The 2,607-nt window shown below is 61.1% G+C and carries 4 protein-coding genes; 1 reads left to right on the forward strand and 3 read right to left on the reverse strand.

The window, feature by feature from the left end:
• On the forward strand, positions 1 to 199 hold a 199-nt coding region (locus VQ02_RS23515; protein ID WP_048446656.1), incomplete at its 5' end, for a DUF4113 domain-containing protein.
• 125 nt (positions 200 to 324) lie between these two features.
• Here the strand turns inward: VQ02_RS23515 and VQ02_RS37510 are convergent.
• The 3 genes from VQ02_RS37510 to repC form a co-directional block, all read right to left on the reverse strand.
• Positions 325 to 495: a hypothetical protein gene (locus VQ02_RS37510; protein WP_157080779.1), complete on the reverse strand. Its 171-nt coding sequence runs from the start codon at positions 493 to 495 to the stop codon at positions 325 to 327.
• Positions 496 to 762: 267 nt separating this feature from the next.
• The gene (locus VQ02_RS23520; RefSeq protein WP_048446657.1) at positions 763 to 1,128 is read right to left on the reverse strand and encodes a hypothetical protein; all 366 of its coding nucleotides are present in this window, start codon (positions 1,126 to 1,128) and stop codon (positions 763 to 765) included.
• A 572-nt stretch (positions 1,129 to 1,700) separates the two neighbouring features.
• Positions 1,701 to 2,607, reverse strand: a 907-nt coding sequence (gene repC, locus VQ02_RS23525; protein WP_048446658.1) for a plasmid replication protein RepC, incomplete at its 5' end; no start/stop codon positions are given.

Consider the following 2,607-nt stretch of genomic DNA (forward strand, 5'->3'; position numbering starts at 1 on the left):
CGTGCAGGGCTCGCTGTTCCTGCGGCCGGACGATCGGCGGCGGGTTGCGTTGATGCTGGCGATCCACGCGATCAACCGCCGGTATGGGCGGGACCGGGTCCGGTTCGCCGGCACGGGCCTCGACCGGGACTGGAAGCTCAAGGCCGAGTTCCATTCGCCGCGGTACACGACGCGGTGGGACGAGCTGCTGCGCGTGTGAGCGCGCCGGCGTGGCGAGAGGGCAGGGGAGGCTCGCGCCTCCCCACCTGGGTCAGTGACCGAAGACCTTGAGGTAGACGGGCGCGAGCCCGATGAAGCCCACTGAGAGACCGATGACGGCGAGCATCACGGTGATCGTGCGAGCATCCAGGTCTGCGCCTTGAGCTGGGCTTCGAGCTTGGCGTTCGCGTCCGTGACCTTCATCGTGATGTGCTCCTCGAAAGCCTCGACCACCTTGGTTGCCGTGTCGTCGTCCAATTTAAGCGATTGGAGCGCCTTGAACAATGTGAGCTGCATGGTGCCTCCGTCTCGTTGATCGAGGACGGATTCCCGGCACGGGCTCTGGCGCCGGCGGTCCGGGATCGCGCAGCGACCGCGTGAGCGGGCGACGGGGGAGCCGATTTGCGCGAGCAAATTGGGGGGACCGTCGATCCTGGAGGGACGGCGCGTACCCGTGCCATGGTGTCGGCCCGATCGTGAGGCGGCAGGCGGGGATGCCGGGAAGGAAGGCTCCAGGGCGAGGGGTGACGGGCGCCAGCCGGGAAGAGGAGCTGGGCGCCACGATCAAGGGGATTTGCCGAACTCCCAGATGGGCACGCCCGGGGATTTGACCGGCGACAAGCGGAAGGCGCGAGTGACGTCGAAGCGGATGAAATCCTCGTTCACCTCGGTCACATCCCGGGTCAGCGGCAGGAGAGCGCCGGTATAATCGCCGCGGAGGGTGCCGGCCGTCGGGTGGACGCCGAAGAGGCGCAGGGTGCCCCATCCGAGCTCTACGGCCTGGAGGCCCCACTCCTCGATCCAGGCCGTACAGCGGGGATGCGTCTCGTACCAGTCGATGCTTCTGAGGCCGGGGCAGGGCGGCTGGTCCGGCGAGAGGGAGGCGAAGCCGCTGGACCAGGTGAGAACCAGTTCGAGGGGTGATGTCATAGATGGAGTTTTACCCCACCCCATGCCCGAGGCCAGACCCGAACAGCGGGAATTCTGACCGAAGATCGAAACAGGAAAATTTCAAACAAACCTTAAAATCGGAAAATAAACTTTGCTGTCATTAAAAAGAATAAAATCCACCCTAGAATAAACATACAAGCAAGAGGCTTTCCGATTAAATAGTCTTGTACTTGAGATTTTGCTTCAAATTTCCTAAATTTTACATATTCGTCCCAGTCTTTTGCCTGGAGAACTCCAAACTCATTCGAGTTCTCGAAATGAAACTTTTCATACGGAATACCATATTTAATTTGGGCTTTATAGAACAAAAATCCTGACAATATCATCAGAGACAGTCCTATTATCCACAAAAGAAACATGATCGCCTCTCTCTATCTCTGACACATTGTCACCACGGGAATTAAGCGCATACTATATCTCCATACAACACCATTCACAACCAATCTACAGCACCATCATCGCTCTATAGTTCTGAAAACAACACATGACAACATCGAACTATCGATGCAGTCTGGATTGCATTCACGACATGATCTAACAAACAGGATGCCTCATCCTAACATAACATTCCGATCAAGTCGCGCCCGTCGAAGTGCCTGGAGAACAGGGCCGAGCGAGTATTTTCCATCGCGTTTTCGCTCGGTCAACGTTCGCAGGTAACCGCCGGCGCTCTTGATGCTCTCGGACCGCTCCAGGATCGCCGCGAGGGTGATCGCCGCGGCCTCCGGCCCCATGGCGTCCTGGGCATCGGCCCAGGCCGCGGGGCTGATGCCGAGCATCGGCCGGATTCGATCGGCCGCCTCCATCAGGTCGTTCCACGACCGGATCCCGAAGCGGGCGTAGTCCTGCACCTGCGGGCAGACCTCGAGCACGGAGTGGAGCGGAAACGTCGACCTGATGGCGGCATGAGCGGCCACGGCACGCTCGCTGCCCGATTCGGGGTGACCGGGCCGCTTCTCCTCATCCCCGATGGCAATTTCACAAACAGGGATGTTGGTGTTTGAATTCTGTATGTGCCGCTCGACATGAGCGGCATTGCCGCTCGATTTCTTGGATTCTTGTCGTGCAATCAGGGCTCTACTCAGGGCGAGCGCGAGGGCTTCGAGCGCTGCGCCAAGGGCTGCCACCTCAGAGGGCTGCGGCCGGCGTGGGTACTCGGCGATCAGAGCGCTGTAGCGATCCCGCAGCTCGGCCGGAGTCGGTTCTCCGGGATCTCCATCCCCGTCGGCGAGGTTGAGGGCATCGAGGAGCTTGGCGCAGTCGCGTCGCAGCAGGCTGACCGTCTCGCGAGCGAGGCTCTGGGCCAGGGTCTCGGCGCGGAGGGCATCGGCGAGGGTTGCAAACTCGCCCGCCCGGCGGGCGAGCGGGGTGAGGTCGAAACCGAAAGCGTGAGTGACCTGCCCGCCCTCGCCCCGGCGCGCGTAGCGCTTGCCGTTGGGGCTGTCGCGCCGGATCACC

The organism is Methylobacterium variabile (genome assembly GCF_001043975.1).
GTDB lineage: Bacteria > Pseudomonadota > Alphaproteobacteria > Rhizobiales > Beijerinckiaceae > Methylobacterium > Methylobacterium variabile.

Excerpts from the sequence above, each read along its gene's own strand:
- VQ02_RS37510 (WP_157080779.1), bottom strand. The coding sequence starts at position 495 with ATGCAGCTCACATTGTTCAAGGCGCTCCAATCGCTTAAATTGGACGAC.
- VQ02_RS23520 (WP_048446657.1), bottom strand. The coding sequence starts at position 1,128 with ATGACATCACCCCTCGAACTGGTTCTCACCTGGTCCAGCGGCTTCGCC.